Source organism: Cytobacillus oceanisediminis 2691, assembly GCF_000294775.2.
GTDB classification, from domain to species: Bacteria; Bacillota; Bacilli; order Bacillales; family Cytobacillaceae; genus Cytobacillus; species Cytobacillus pseudoceanisediminis.
In genome coordinates this window covers 2,576,842-2,588,652 of the sequence record NZ_CP015506.1, presented here as the reverse complement: position 1 = coordinate 2,588,652, position 11,811 = coordinate 2,576,842, and the positions used below count along the sequence as shown (strand labels likewise).

The window sequence follows — 11,811 nt, the reverse complement described above, 5'->3', positions numbered from 1 at the left end:
TTACTAAAACGGCTGGTGAGAATATGAAAGGCGGGAGTACCCCTAAATTAATATCTTCTGAAATGGCCATGCTCTGGAACACCTATGTAGCTGATACAGCAGCAGTCTGCTGCATAAAACACTATATAAAAACAAATGAAGATCCGGATGTCTTGCCGGTTTTGAAATATGCGCTATCCATCGCCAAGGATCACATAGACGACATTTCCTCACTCTTTCAAAAAGAAGATTTTCCCATACCTGATGGATTCAATGAAAAAGACCTGCACAATGACACACCCAGGTTATTTTCAGACGTAACCTATATTAGATTCATGCATCATTTAGGAAGAACCGGATTGAATGCCTATTCACTTGCTAAATCAGTTTCTGCAAGAAAAGACATTCGCAGCATGTTTAAAAAATACTATGAGCAAACAGAGAAACTTTTTGATATGGCCGCTGAGGCCATGGAGGAAAAGGGAATATTCATTCGATCACCATATATAGATTATCCTAAAAAAGTAGAATATGTATCAGACCATCGTTTCCTTGGCGGAATTGCAGGCAAAAAGAGGCAGCTGCTGGCCATCGAAATCGCCCATCTGGGTACGAATATCGAGTTATCCAATATTGCTAAAACTATGCTTTTGGCATTCAGCCAGGTAGCTAAACAAAAAGTCATAAGCGATTATTTCAAAAGAGGCTATGATATGAGCCTGGAGCATGCGGAATATTTTCTCAATGTCTTAAAAAATGACGATGTGGCATATCCAAGCACATGGGATGGGTCTATTACAGACTCAACCATCTCACCTTTTTCGGATAGATTAATGATGTTTCTGATCGCCAGCATAACTGCGGTCGGCGTAATGGACTTTGGAATAGCCATCGGGGCAAGCATTCGAAAAGACCTGGCTATTCAATATGCTAATATGATGATCAAAGTCGGAAATTTTGCAGATGAAGGAGCAAAAATTATGATTGACAACGGCTGGCTGGAAAAGCCGCCTCAATCACTTGATAGAGAAAAGCTCAGAAATAAGTAGCTGAAGCACCTTTTTGCGGGTGCTTTATTTTTTTATGATGAATGCAGACCAAAAATTGGGGTAATAGATTACTAGCTTAGAAGAATTAAAAAAGGAGATGAACTCTTATGCGAAAATGGATGCTTGTTTTTACCGCCTGCATACTGATGACAGCATGCAGTGCAGAGGAAGAAAATAAGGAAGGAGCAAAGAATGATTCAACTAATAGCCAGGAATATAATGAAGCTGTGAATACAGAAGGTGAAGAAAAGCCTCTCTCAGTTGCTGAATTGGATGACCGCATTGATGAGGGAATGAATATTGATACTTACTCGGCCGAAGTTCAATCTTGGGCGGAAAAAGGGCAGCTTGAAATGGAAGAAACAGTTACCGTCGAAGATGAAAACACATCATCTGCTGATATCCTGCAGCTTGCGGATGGATTTCTCGGAGTAGCATATGATGAAAAAGAGGTGACAGAAGTTAAAATGTTCCAGTCAGTAGAACATGCAAAAGAATATTTTGAATCTCTGTAACTGGAAAAGTGCTGGAGCTTACCTAACAAAATAATAATTTCTAACCCAACTGATAGTAGACCTTCCGGATGGAAGGTCTTTTCTCATTCTGGACTATTTACCATAATGGCCGCCACCTGCAAAAGCCGATCATAGAATAGAGCGGATGCAGGGTTTTGATCCAGCTCCGTTTCCTTGAAAGCATCTTTCATGCAGGCAAGCCATCTTTGTGCTCTTAAAGGTGTAATATCAAATGGCAGATGCCTTTGTTTCATGGCCGGCGGTCCAAACTCCTGGCTGTAAAGTGGCGGTCCTCCAAGAAATTGCGTAAGAAACATTTTTTGCTTTCTCTTAATGTCCTCTATATCACCTTCAAAAAGGGGACTTAATACAGGATCTGCATAAACCCGGGGATAAAACGCCTCCACTAGCTTCTTAATGGTTTCAGTTCCGCCTATTTCTTCAAAAAGTGTCTTAAAATCATTCACGATTCTCACCTGCTTGAATTACATTTTTTTAATTTCATTATATAGAAGTTATACTAACTTAAATGTGATTTAAATCACAGTATGATTATTGGCGAAACTTTTTTCAGCTGTGAACGTAAATTAAAGTAAGAAGTCGAAAGGGTGAGAAGATGGGCAAAAAAGGCTGTATTAAATGCGGCAGCAGTGATGCCGGTCAAAAAGAAGTTGCCATGACTGGTACAGGACTTTCCAAAATGTTTGATATTCAGCATAACCGTTTTCTGGTAGTTTACTGTAAAAACTGCGGATACTCAGAATTCTATAATAAAAACTCTTCCACTGCAGGAAATGTTCTGGATTTTTTCTTCGGCGGATAAAAGTAACGGATCATGCATTGCCCATCATGCGGCAATGTTTTTCTTTTTTAGGCAAAAAATTTTGTTAGCTGAATGGAATGTGAGAAAATTATCCAGTACCCTAATTAATAAAAAGAGGTGAAAGAATGGAAAATTTACAATCTGCTGTATCATTACATAACGGTGTCAAAATGCCGTGGCTGGGACTGGGTGTTTTTAAAGTTAAGGACGGAGACGAAGTGGTTCAGTCAGTGAAATCAGCCCTTAAAGCAGGATATAAAAGCATTGATACGGCTGCAGTCTATCAGAATGAAGAAGGTGTAGGCCAGGCAATCAAGGAAGCAGGCGTACCTCGTGAAGAACTTTTTATTACCACAAAAGTTTGGAATTCTGACCAGGGCTATGATTCTACAATCAATGCATTTGAAACCAGCCTTGAAAAGCTGGGCCTCGATTATATCGACCTTTACCTGATCCATTGGCCTGTGAAGGGGAAATATAAAGAAACATGGAAAGCCCTTGAAACTCTTTATAAAGAAAAAAGAGTAAAGGCAATTGGTGTGAGCAACTTCCAGATCCATCACCTCGAAGATCTGATGCAGGATGCTGAAATAAATCCTATGGTTAACCAGGTTGAGCTTCATCCTTTGCTGAACCAGACAGAGCTTAGGGACTTCTGCAAGAAGCAGGACATTCAAATAGAAGCATGGTCACCGCTGGCACAGGGAGAGCTTCTTGAAAACGAAGCATTGAAGGAAATTGCCCAAAAGTACAGCAAATCGGTTGCACAAGTGATCTTAAGATGGGATCTTCAGAATGAAATTGTAACAATACCCAAGTCAGTGAAAGAACATCGCATCATTGAAAATGCTGATGTATTTGACTTTGAGCTTTCTTCAGAAGATATGGACAAAATCAGCGGCTTAAATGAAAATAGACGAGTAGGTCCGGACCCTGACAACTTCGATTTCTAAATAATGCAGGAAACCGGCAGGCAAAAAGCCTGCCGGTTTCCTTTTACTCCTCAAAATAATCCCGAAATTCTTCTGTATCCGTTTCGGCTTTATTCTTAAAGTAAGGGTTATCTTCAGTCGAATTTTCCGGATCGAGATTTGTCTTTATCACAAGTGTTGGCCCCGAAGTATGCCCGGCAATCATCCGATCATCCAGTTCTTCGAAATCCGGCAGCTTTTTGCTTCCTGGTTTTATTGGATCCATGGCTGCACCTCCCATCAATAGCGTGCAATGAGCAGGCGGAATTTATTCACATACGTTCCTTAAAAGCTAAAGAATGTTTGCATAGAGGAAAAAAAGGTTATTAGGGAAGAAAACATTCTTAGGCAGATAAAACGACCGTGTTTTGATGGAGGAAGAAACAATGAGTATTTTCGAGAATATTTTGGATATTTTGGAGAAAAAGGGAGCTATATCAATCCCTTCTTTGCTTGATGAAATGAATAAACTAAGTAACTCTCAGAATACCAGCCGAAAACCGCTTGAATTATCACATGTAAAATCTGTCATCAGCAGAAAAAGAGAAATTTTCCATATAAAAAATAATATTGTCACGATTGACCCTGATAAAGAGCCCATCCTTTTGAGTGTCAGCCTCGGCGGTTATCCCGGACCCTGGTACAAAGTCGAAGTGGATTTTATCAATGGACGTTTTGTATACTTTGAATGGCATTTAAGCTCGTTCTCACATAGAACTGAACTGCCTGCAGCATCAGGCAGCATTGAGGAATTTAAAAAGGAATTATATCGGCTGAAAATTTGGAAGTGGCAGAAGGAATACCAAAACCCTGGAATCATATTGGATAGTGTGACGTGGTCCATAAAGCTGATTACAAAGGAGAATATTTTTGAGAGTCAGGGGATACAGGCATTCCCTGAGGGCTGGGAAAAGTTTTGTAAGGCACTTTCAAAGCTGACAGGAAAATATATATGCTAAAAAGCTGCTGCTAAGGAATAGCTGCAGCTTTTTTAGCGTTCTGAAATCATCTTAAGGACAAAACTCTTATCCTCCTCATCAATGAAAAGGCAATATTCTTCTTCCTCTGTTATGTCAAGAAGATGCTGAAGTTCTTTTGGAATATGGATAGAGCCATTTTCAGATATAAGTCTTTTATTATGGGTTGATTCCAAATCAGCCTTCTCAATAATAATTTGATCCTGGTCGAAGCGAAGATCAGCCAGTTTTCCCGGCATAAGTCCAAATTGGCTGCGCCACTTGCTTGGGAGCAGAATTTTACCAGTTTTATTGAAGTTTTTGCATTTATACATTGTTAACATGCTGATCAGCTCCTTCTATGCTTGTTAATCTATTACACCTATTGGAATGTTCAAAACACATATTTTAAGCAAATTTAAAAATATCTGCCGTTCTTGCGGAAAGAATGAATAATTTTCCTTTAAATACAAAACCTTTAAAAAAAGGTGGGGTAAGATGAAAAAGAAGCTATATTTGGTGCTTATAATTCTCCTTTCCTGGCTGACTGTTCCATTCATAGGCAAAAGGGATTTTAAACGTTTTTATCCAGCAGCCATTTTTATGTGCCTTTATGTTCTGATAGAAGGGTTTATCGCTGAAAAAAACAAATGGTGGACTATTAAGGAAAGATTACTTCCAAAGCTCAGTGGTGAACTCCCATTGATATTAGGGCCGTTTTTTGCGGGATCTATATGGATATTAAAATTAACTTATGGCAGGCCCTTGCTGTATATCCTTTTGAATTCAGTTGTTGATGCCTTTTTCGCCTACCCTTTTTATACTTGGTTCAAAAAGATTGGGATTTGGAGGCTTCTCCGTTTTACACAGCTGAAGCTATTTATGCTTTTCATAATGAAGTCAATATTCATGTATGTTTTTCATATGGCATTTGTGGATAAAAAAATATTATCAGCGGCAGTTGGCGGATTTAGGAATTATTTTAATAAATTCCGAATGAATGAGAGAGAGGAGAGGGGATAATGGAAAAAAGAAGAGACATGTCCTGTACAGATGATAAAGATATTCTCCATCATCTAATGGAAGAACAAATTGCTTATATCTGTGTAGAGGAAGAAGAAGAACGAATGAAGGAAGAAACCATGAATAACGGGAATAACGATTAAGATCTTTTACTGAAAGAGGTGGAAAATGAAAAAAATAATTGTCAGCCTTATGGTTTTGATTGCTTTATCAGAATACAATCCCATTCGGGCATTGTCCGTAGAAGCGCATGCTGAAAGACCAGAACCAGCCTATGCTAAATGGGGCAGACTTGCTATGGAAACAGCAAAAAAGAAATATCCTAAAGCTAAAATTCTTGACTACTTGCATATCGGCAGAGAAAGGAGACAAACAACAGACATCGAAAAGTTCAAGCTATGGATAGAAGATGAGGGCAAAGAATTCGGTCTATACATTGATATTGAATTTGATTCAAAAACTGACAGAGTCATCAGGATCAATACGCGAAGATCAGCTAATTAACTTGATCAGAATAAAACCAGGGGCTTTATGATATTATAAAGTCCCTGGTTTCTTATTTCTCAAATTCAAATTTTGAATAACAATCAATCGCGAAGTCTGCATAGGGGTTAGGGTTGCGGAATGCACAGGTGCTGATGCCGATCTGTCTGGCAGGCATTAAATCTGTATCCTGGTCGCCAATGGCCAGATCAATATGATAACGCCGATGAAGATATTCATAGGATTCCGGATGCGGCTTTAAGGAGAAACCATCAAATTCAGGGCAGATAACTTCTTCAAAATGGGAAGTGAGTTTCCAATACTCGAGCAGCTCCTCAGTTGATTGCCGGTTCCGATGGGTTACCAGCACGTTTACATTATTTTGCTCTAATATTTCCCTTACATATGGGAATAATGGCTTCTCATCATGCTTAAAAGTAGCTTCCATTTGACGGAAATCCGCAATTTTATCCGGAGAAACATTAAATTTCTGATAGGCTGTCCCGTTTTTAAGAGGCATAAGTACTTCATGAGGATTCAGCTCTTTACCGGATATGCGAATAAAAGCCTGAACCAATGTGGGCCATGTATCTAGAATGGTGCCATCTAAATCCCAGAGAACATTCATAAAAATCTCACCTCCTTGCTATGTAACCATTGTATAGGTATTTAAAGGGGAAAGGCAAATACCCGGCAATCTTTTAATTGCCGGGTTTAATACTATCTTAATACATTAAAATATCTTGCTTCCGGATGAGCAAAGACCATTGCAGAGACAGATGCTTCCGGTTCCATCATGCATTCTTCTGTTAGCTTAACCCCGATATCCTCAGGCTGTATAAGCTTAAATAGCTTCTTCTGGTCCTCTAGATCAGGGCACGCAGGATATCCATAAGAAAAGCGCTGTCCCTGGTACTTCGCCGCAAAACGGTCCTTCATAGTCATTTCAACTGGATCAGGGAATCCCCAGCGATCCCGTATCTGACGATGGATCAGCTCGGCAAGCCCTTCAGCTGTCTCCAAAGCGAGCGACTGCAGGGCATGGCTTTCCAGGAATCTGCCTTCGGCTTTTAAACGGTCTGCTATACCGCGTATACCTTTTCCGGCAGTCACAGTAAAGAAGGCAGCATAATCCATTTGACCGCTTTCTTTTGATCTAAGGAAGTCCGCCAGACATAGGAATGGCTCCGTTTCCTGGCGCGGGAACTCAAACGTTTCAATGATCGTTTTTTCATCTTCATCATAGATATACACCTTATCGCCATCTGACTGGGCAGGGAAGAATTGATAAACTGCTTTTGGTTCAATCCAGTTTTTCTCTTTTGCTTCAGCAATCAGTTCATCAACCATTGTGTTAATCTTAATCGCTTTTTCATCTTTTTCTGCAAGCAGCTTTTGCAAGTTTCCTTTTAAGCCAAGGTGATGGCCAATCAGCATTTGCTTATTTATATACGGCTCAATATGTGAGAGGGAATATGTTTTCAGCAAATGCCGCTTTAAGTCTTTTGGAACATAAACTGGCACTTTTGTGCTGACTGTTGGTTTAGGCTTTACTGCAACTGCAACCGATCCGCGGTCAAAAGGGACTGCATTCAGGACCGCTGCCTGTTTTTCTGCCTGCTGAATCCGCAGTTTCTCCACTTCTTCTGGCTCCTGAAGCTGATTGGCTAGAGAAAGTCCATTCATGGCATCCTTGGCATATAGCACGAGTCCATCATATTCTTTGGAAATTTTAGTATCTGTAAACTTTCTCGACAATGCAGCGCCGCCTACTAATATCGGAATATCGATTCCTGCCTGTTTCATGTCATGTGCCGTAATGACCATCTGCTGTGCGGATTTAACAAGCAGACCTGAAAGGCCGACCATATCCGGATTCTCACGCCTGATTTTTTCAATCAATTCAGCAGGGGAGACCTTGATTCCCAGGTCTATCACTTCATATCCATTATTGCTTAAAATAATATCCACAAGGTTTTTCCCTATATCATGGACATCCCCTTTAACGGTTGCCAGGATGATTTTCCCCTTGGATGAAGATTGTGCAGCATCCTTTTCCATATATGGCTCCAGATATGCAACAGATGCTTTCATAACCTCTGCACTTTGAAGGACTTCTGCAACAATCAGCTGGTTATCATTGAACAATCTTCCTACTTCCTTCATTCCATTCATTAATGGCCCATTAATGATATCAAGCGGAGCAGGGTATGCTTGCAGGGCCAGTTCAAGATCAGGCAGCAGCCCTTCTTTTGTTCCCTCCAGAATATAATAGGCGAGGCGTTCCTCAAGCGTCATATCCGGGAGGACACTTTTACTTTCTTTCTTCTTATCCCGGTAAAAATCAGTGAAAATGGCAAGTGATTCATCAGTAGTTTCGAAAAGAAGCTTTTCAGCCATTAAGACCTCTTCCTTTGAAATGGAGGCAAATCTTTCGAGCTTTTCCGTATTCACTATCGCATAATCGAGTCCTGCTTGAGTACAGTGATAAAGGAATACTGAATTTAATATCTCCCTGCCGACAGGAGGGAGGCCAAATGAAACATTACTGATTCCCAATATGGTTTGAACCTCCGGTAAAGCCTCTTTAATAAGTCCTATCCCATCTACCGTTGCCTTTGCAGACCCGATGTATTGCTCATCCCCTGTGCCGACAGGAAAGACGAGGGGGTCAAAAATAAGATCCTCAGGCGGAATTTGATACTTATTTACAAGCAAATCATACGAACGCTTTGCAATTTCCAGTTTTCTTTCAGCCGTAACACCCATTCCGGCTTCATCTATAGTACCTACTACCACAGCTGCACCATATCGATGGATCAGTGGGGCAATAGCTTCGAATCTTTCTTCGCCATCCTCCAGATTAATGGAATTTATGATGGCTTTACCCTGTGAATAGGTGAGGGCCTTCTCGATAACCGTTTCATCAGTTGAATCAATGACCAGCGGAACCTTAATTTTTTTTACTAATTCCTTGATAAAGTTTTCAACATCCTGCATTTCTTCACGGTCAGGATCTGCAAGGCAAATATCAATTACGTGGGCTCCGCCTTTTACTTGCGCCCGGCCTATTTCAGCAGCTTCCTCGAACTTTCCTTCAGCAATCAGTCTTTTAAACTTGCGTGAGCCAATTACATTTGTGCGCTCGCCGACCATAATGGGCCTTAATGTCGGGTCATCATAAATCAGAGGTTCAATTCCGGAAACTTTATGCACTGAATTCCCCTCATAATTTCTGGGTTTATAATCTTTAACCGATTCAGCAATCGCCTGAATATGTTCAGGGGTGGTTCCGCAGCAGCCGCCTACGATATTCAGCCAGCCTTCCTTGGCAAAGCCCTCAAGCTTGCTCGCCAGTGATTCCGGAGTTTCATGGTACTGTCCTTCTTCATCAGGCAATCCTGCATTGGGATAGCAGCTGACTGCAGTAGATGCCAATCCTGACAGAGAACGGATATGGTCCTGCATGAATTCGGGCCCTGTCGCACAGTTGAGTCCGACTGCCAGTGGTTTCATATGTTCCAGCGAAATATAAAATGCTTCAATCGATTGGCCAGCAAGAGTCGTGCCCATCGGTTCAATCGTTCCCGAAACGATAAGCGGAAGTTTTATTCCCGTCTTTTTTGATGCATTTTCAATGCCGATAAAACCAGCCTTCACATTCAGCATGTCCTGGCTGGTTTCCAGGAGAAGAAGATCGGCTCCACCGTCAATTAACCCTCTGGCTTGTTCTTCATAAGCCGCAATCATTTCTTCAAATGTAGACCCGCCGGTTACACTCAGCGTCTTCGTCGTAGGACCCATGGCACCAGCCACATATCTTGGCCATTCAGGAGTTGAAATGCGGTCTGCAGCTTCCCTGGCAATTTCAACAGCAATTTTATTTAGTTCATAAGCTTTTTCTTCCAGATCGTAATCTGCCAGAACAATGCTGGTTGCGCCAAAGGTATTGGTTTCAATAATATCTGCGCCGGCTTTTAAATATTCAAGGTGAATATGTTCGATCACCGAAGGAGCTGTTATATTTAAATTCTCGTTGCAGCCTTCATATTCTTCGCCGCCAAAGTCAGCAGCGGTAAGATCGGCCCTCTGCAGCATGGTGCCCATTGCTCCATCCATGATCAGGATTTTCTTTTTTATCTGCTCCTGCAGTGATGGTTTATGCATGTTGTTTCCTCCTTGAAAGCCGTTCGGTTGTCTCACGGGCATAGTTTGATAGTTCAACAGTCATTTCATAGCGCATAAATGGAGTGATGAGGTAAATGCCATTAAACAGCTCTGCCGCGGCATCGATCAGCGACTTGGCAATAGCTATGCCTTCAGCTCCAGCCTGTGCAGGATCATCCTTTAATGAAGCCATCCGGTTTCTAATGCTGTCGGAAATTTTGATTCCAGGAACTTCATTATGCAGAAACTCAGCATTCCGGCTGCCGGTAAGAGGCATTAGGCCTATATAAACAGGTGCTTTTAAATCTTTCACAGCCTCATGAACTTCCAGCAGCTTCTCTTCAGAAAAAACAGGCTGCGAGATGAAATAGTCCGCACCATGTTCAATTTTCTTTTCAAGCCGTCCAACAGCTTTTTCCAATGAGCGGACATTGGGATTAAAAGCCCCTGCAACTGAAAAGGCAGCTTTCTGGCCGAGATCTTTCCCTGAAAAAGATAACCCTTCATTTAACTGCTTGATCATACTGATCAATTCAAATGATGAGACATCATATACAGAAGATGCTCCTGGAAAATCACCGACACGTGCAGGATCACCCGTTACGGCAAGAATATCATTTAATCCAAGTGCGTGCAGACCCATTAAATGGGATTGCAGTCCAATAATATTCCTATCCCTGCAGGTCACATGAACAAGCGGGCGCAATCCTGTCTGCTGCTTGACGAGATATCCAAGCGCAGAGTTGCATACCCGGGGGGAAGCAAGGGAGTTATCTGCAAGTGTAATAGAATCTATTCCGGCTTCTTTCAATGCTTTTGCACCTTCGAAAAAGCGTGAAGTATCAAGCTTCCTTGGAGGATCCAATTCAACAATGACAGAAGGCCTTTCCCTGACAATATCTTGAAGAGGAGGGAGCTCTCTTGATGATGATGGCTTTTCAGAAACCATGACTTTATTGATTGCCTTTGTCTCTTTTTCCTCTATTGGCGGAAGTCCTTTTAAAACGTCAGAAAACGCCTTGATATGGTCAGGTGTTGTTCCACAGCAGCCTCCAAGCAGGCGGACACCCTGATTTCGGAATTCAATCGCTGACTGCCGGAAATATTCTGCATCTCCTTCATAATGAAATTTGCCATCCGTATAGGCTGGAATACTGGCATTTGGATAAGCAGAAAGATAGGCATGCTTTGGCAAAGGCACACTTTCGAGAGTTTTCAGCATATGATGCGGACCAAGCCTGCAATTGATTCCCAAAACATCCGCACCAATTCCTTCAAGCTTTGCTAAAGCATCAGCGATAGAAGTCTGGTTCTGAAGAACACCCGCTTCCTGAAGAGACACCTGTGCGATAATCGGCAAATCAGTTTCTTTCCTGGCTATGGCAAGGACAGTCTCAAGCTCTTCCAGGTCATAATAGGTTTCAAGCAAAATACCATCTACATTCTCAAGCAGCAGGCAATAAAGCTGCTCCCTGAAGCTTCTTTTTATTTCTTCAAGTGTAATCATGTTGGGCTTGAATCCCCTGATCCCGCCGATTGTACCAGCAACATATGCGCGTTCCTTGGCAGCTTTTTTGGCAATCCTTGCTGCAGCACTGTTAATCTCCTTAACGGAGTCTTCCAGTCCATATCGCTGAAGCTTCAAATAATTCGCCGCATACGTATTTGTTTGGATCAATTCAGCCCCTGCGCCTATGTATGCTTCATGGATGTGCTGGATCTGTTCAGATTGTGATAAATTTAATTCCTCAAAACAGCTGTCGGTACCATAGGAGTACAGAAGAGTTCCCATCGCGCCATCTGCTATGATGATTTCATTCTTTAATTTATTTAGGAAACTCAAAA

Annotated in this window: 14 protein-coding genes; 8 read left to right on the top strand and 6 right to left on the bottom strand. The window is 41.6% G+C overall.

Going from position 1 to position 11,811, the window contains the following annotated elements:
* The first annotated feature begins 23 nt into the window (after nt 1-23).
* Nucleotides 24-1,028 (top strand): DUF3231 family protein, encoded by a 1,005-nt coding sequence (locus tag A361_RS13150; RefSeq protein WP_019379825.1) that lies wholly within the window; start codon nt 24-26, stop codon nt 1,026-1,028.
* Between the two features lie 107 nt (nt 1,029-1,135).
* Nucleotides 1,136-1,543, top strand: coding sequence for a hypothetical protein (locus A361_RS13145; RefSeq protein WP_019379826.1), 408 nt, complete (start codon nt 1,136-1,138; stop codon nt 1,541-1,543).
* Nucleotides 1,544-1,626: 83 nt separating this feature from the next.
* Here the strand turns inward: A361_RS13145 and A361_RS13140 are convergent, their stop codons facing one another.
* On the bottom strand, nt 1,627-2,013 hold the full coding sequence (locus A361_RS13140) for a globin (RefSeq protein ID WP_033196464.1): 387 nt from the start codon (nt 2,011-2,013) through the stop codon (nt 1,627-1,629).
* A gap of 146 nt (nt 2,014-2,159) precedes the next feature.
* Between A361_RS13140 and A361_RS13135 the strand changes: the two genes are divergently transcribed.
* A complete protein-coding gene (locus A361_RS13135; RefSeq protein WP_009334528.1) occupies nt 2,160-2,366 on the top strand; it encodes a zinc ribbon domain-containing protein in 207 nt (68 codons plus the stop codon).
* A 125-nt stretch (nt 2,367-2,491) separates the two neighbouring features.
* Nucleotides 2,492-3,319 carry an aldo/keto reductase gene (locus tag A361_RS13130; RefSeq protein WP_019379828.1) on the top strand — a complete coding sequence of 276 codons (828 nt, stop codon included), beginning with the start codon at nt 2,492-2,494 and terminating at the stop codon, nt 3,317-3,319.
* Between the two features lie 43 nt (nt 3,320-3,362).
* Here the strand turns inward: A361_RS13130 and A361_RS13125 are convergent, their stop codons facing one another.
* Nucleotides 3,363-3,563 (bottom strand): hypothetical protein, encoded by a 201-nt coding sequence (locus A361_RS13125; RefSeq protein ID WP_009334530.1) that lies wholly within the window; start codon nt 3,561-3,563, stop codon nt 3,363-3,365.
* A gap of 160 nt (nt 3,564-3,723) precedes the next feature.
* On the opposite strand from A361_RS13125, the gene A361_RS13120 reads away from it, so the two are divergent.
* Nucleotides 3,724-4,296: a hypothetical protein gene (locus tag A361_RS13120; RefSeq protein WP_009334531.1), complete on the top strand. Its 573-nt coding sequence runs from the start codon at nt 3,724-3,726 to the stop codon at nt 4,294-4,296.
* Between the two features lie 32 nt (nt 4,297-4,328).
* Here the strand turns inward: A361_RS13120 and A361_RS13115 are convergent, their stop codons facing one another.
* Entirely contained in the window at nt 4,329-4,637 is a 309-nt protein-coding gene (locus tag A361_RS13115) for a hypothetical protein (protein WP_009334532.1), read from the bottom strand.
* Nucleotides 4,638-4,791: 154 nt separating this feature from the next.
* Between A361_RS13115 and A361_RS13110 the strand changes: the two genes are divergently transcribed.
* Genes A361_RS13110 through A361_RS13105 form a run of 3 tightly spaced genes read left to right on the top strand, consistent with a single transcriptional unit; the run spans nt 4,792 to nt 5,820 of the window.
* On the top strand, nt 4,792-5,316 hold the full coding sequence (locus A361_RS13110) for a hypothetical protein (protein ID WP_019379829.1): 525 nt from the start codon (nt 4,792-4,794) through the stop codon (nt 5,314-5,316).
* Nucleotides 5,316-5,459 carry a hypothetical protein gene (locus A361_RS30490; protein WP_019379830.1) on the top strand — a complete coding sequence of 48 codons (144 nt, stop codon included), beginning with the start codon at nt 5,316-5,318 and terminating at the stop codon, nt 5,457-5,459. Before A361_RS13110 ends, A361_RS30490 begins: the two co-directional genes overlap by 1 nt.
* Nucleotides 5,460-5,484: 25 nt before the next feature.
* Nucleotides 5,485-5,820 (top strand): DUF3889 domain-containing protein, encoded by a 336-nt coding sequence (locus tag A361_RS13105; RefSeq protein WP_019379831.1) that lies wholly within the window; start codon nt 5,485-5,487, stop codon nt 5,818-5,820.
* Nucleotides 5,821-5,872: 52 nt separating this feature from the next.
* Here the strand turns inward: A361_RS13105 and A361_RS13100 are convergent, their stop codons facing one another.
* The 3 genes from A361_RS13100 to A361_RS13090 form a co-directional block, all read right to left on the bottom strand.
* Complete coding sequence (locus A361_RS13100) at nt 5,873-6,427, bottom strand: HAD hydrolase-like protein (protein WP_009334535.1); 555 nt, start codon at nt 6,425-6,427, stop codon at nt 5,873-5,875.
* A 92-nt stretch (nt 6,428-6,519) separates the two neighbouring features.
* The gene (gene metH, locus A361_RS13095) at nt 6,520-9,966 is read right to left on the bottom strand and encodes a methionine synthase (protein ID WP_019379832.1); all 3,447 of its coding nucleotides are present in this window, start codon (nt 9,964-9,966) and stop codon (nt 6,520-6,522) included.
* Entirely contained in the window at nt 9,959-11,809 is a 1,851-nt protein-coding gene (locus A361_RS13090; protein WP_019379833.1) for a bifunctional homocysteine S-methyltransferase/methylenetetrahydrofolate reductase, read from the bottom strand. The genes metH and A361_RS13090 overlap by 8 nt, the downstream gene beginning before the upstream one ends.
* Nucleotides 11,810-11,811 lie beyond the last annotated feature (2 nt).

Excerpts from the sequence above, each read along its gene's own strand:
- A361_RS13150 (WP_019379825.1), top strand. The coding sequence starts at position 24 with ATGAAAGGCGGGAGTACCCCTAAATTAATATCTTCTGAAATGGCCATG.
- A361_RS13145 (WP_019379826.1), top strand. The coding sequence starts at position 1,136 with ATGCGAAAATGGATGCTTGTTTTTACCGCCTGCATACTGATGACAGCA.
- A361_RS13135 (WP_009334528.1), top strand. The coding sequence starts at position 2,160 with ATGGGCAAAAAAGGCTGTATTAAATGCGGCAGCAGTGATGCCGGTCAA.
- A361_RS13130 (WP_019379828.1), top strand. The coding sequence starts at position 2,492 with ATGGAAAATTTACAATCTGCTGTATCATTACATAACGGTGTCAAAATG.
- A361_RS13125 (WP_009334530.1), bottom strand. The coding sequence starts at position 3,563 with ATGGATCCAATAAAACCAGGAAGCAAAAAGCTGCCGGATTTCGAAGAA.
- A361_RS13120 (WP_009334531.1), top strand. The coding sequence starts at position 3,724 with ATGAGTATTTTCGAGAATATTTTGGATATTTTGGAGAAAAAGGGAGCT.
- A361_RS13115 (WP_009334532.1), bottom strand. The coding sequence starts at position 4,637 with ATGTTAACAATGTATAAATGCAAAAACTTCAATAAAACTGGTAAAATT.
- A361_RS13110 (WP_019379829.1), top strand. The coding sequence starts at position 4,792 with ATGAAAAAGAAGCTATATTTGGTGCTTATAATTCTCCTTTCCTGGCTG.
- A361_RS30490 (WP_019379830.1), top strand. The coding sequence starts at position 5,316 with ATGGAAAAAAGAAGAGACATGTCCTGTACAGATGATAAAGATATTCTC.
- A361_RS13105 (WP_019379831.1), top strand. The coding sequence starts at position 5,485 with ATGAAAAAAATAATTGTCAGCCTTATGGTTTTGATTGCTTTATCAGAA.
- A361_RS13100 (WP_009334535.1), bottom strand. The coding sequence starts at position 6,427 with ATGAATGTTCTCTGGGATTTAGATGGCACCATTCTAGATACATGGCCC.
- metH (WP_019379832.1), bottom strand. The coding sequence starts at position 9,966 with ATGCATAAACCATCACTGCAGGAGCAGATAAAAAAGAAAATCCTGATC.